General features: G+C 72.5%; 2 protein-coding genes. Both read right to left on the reverse strand.

Translation table 11 applies throughout. The annotated features are described in order from the left end of the window. Nucleotides 1-127 (reverse strand): adenylosuccinate synthetase (locus AB0B91_RS66245; protein WP_358343298.1); only part of this gene is annotated, 127 nt, incomplete at its 3' end. After that, nucleotides 124-1083, reverse strand: a complete 960-nt coding sequence (locus AB0B91_RS66250; protein ID WP_357659907.1) for a hypothetical protein — start codon at nt 1081-1083, stop codon at nt 124-126. The genes AB0B91_RS66250 and AB0B91_RS66245, both read right to left, overlap by 4 nt. Nucleotides 1084-1214 lie beyond the last annotated feature (131 nt).

Below are 1214 nucleotides of genomic sequence, written 5' to 3' on the forward strand. Positions count from 1 at the left end.
GCGCCGCCTGCGCGCCCCCGTTGAAGCGGACCACCGTGTGCACGGGTCGGGTGGCGCAGAGCCAGTCCACGACCGTGCCCTTGCCGGCGTCGCCGAAGCCGAGGTCGACCACCGCCACGTGGTTCACAGCCGGGTCACCTCGCCGCTTGTGTCGCGGAACGCGGGCAGCGTCGACACCTCGGCGCGCCGCCCGCCGCGCAGGCGGGCCAGCGCCTTCGAGACGGTGCCGGTGGCGCCGGAGCCGGCCCGGTCGAGGTCGCGCAGGCCCTCGTCCAGGTCGATGGCCTGCTCGCCGAGACCGACCGTGAGCGCGATCGTCTCGCAGACCGCGTCGAGGTCGTCCAGCACGACGGCGTTCTGCCCGAGCAGGTCCCGCCACGAGTCGAGCACCTTGGCGTTGCCGGAGTAGTGGCTGCCCGCGGGGAGCAGGTAGTAGGTGTCCCAGCGGCGGGTCACCTCGTCGACGATCTGCCGCAGCGGCACGTCCTCGCGCAGGTCGCCGCCGATGACGCGGGCCACCTCCCGGGACTTCACCTGCGGGTACGCCAGCTCGTCGCCGATGATGAACAGGTAGCCGCGCCGGCCGCGCTTCTCCCAGGCGTCGGTCACGGTGTGCCGGGCCATGAAGTACATGGCCAGCTCGTACGACTCGGTCATCTGCCCGCCGCCGCCGCCCTCCAGCACGATCCGGCCCAGGTCGTCGTCCATCCGGTTGTCCGACTCGAACTGGCCGACCTGCAAGGGCACCCGGTCGCAGGTGGCGTCGCCGATCGCGCCGAACATGATCTGCGGGTCGCTGGCGTAGCCCTGCCGTTGCAGCAGCCCGAGCAGCTGCGGCAGCTTGGTCTGCAGGACGCGCGGCACGTTGCGCATCGAGCCGGTGACGTCGAAGAGCACCGCGATGGGCGTCGACCGGGGGTGCTCGGCGGAGTCGCGGCTCTCGCGCATCGCGTCGCGGGGGTCGAGGGCGGGGTGCACCTTGCGCGCCCCGCTGTCGCTGTAGGAGAACGCGCTCTTGCCGGTCTTCCGGCGGTAGCGGTCGGCGGCGTCGTACACGTCGGTGGACCACATTCCACTGCCCATGACAGCTCCTTACGGGGTGAGGGTGAAGGGTCGGAAGGTGCGCGGCCCGTAGAGCCGGTCCAGCACCTCGTCCAGCTCGCGCAGCAGGAGCCACGCGTCGTCGGGCCGGGCGCCCAGCGCCCGCTGCCGGC

Source organism: Nonomuraea sp. NPDC049141, assembly GCF_040648415.1.
GTDB lineage: Bacteria > Actinomycetota > Actinomycetes > Streptosporangiales > Streptosporangiaceae > Nonomuraea.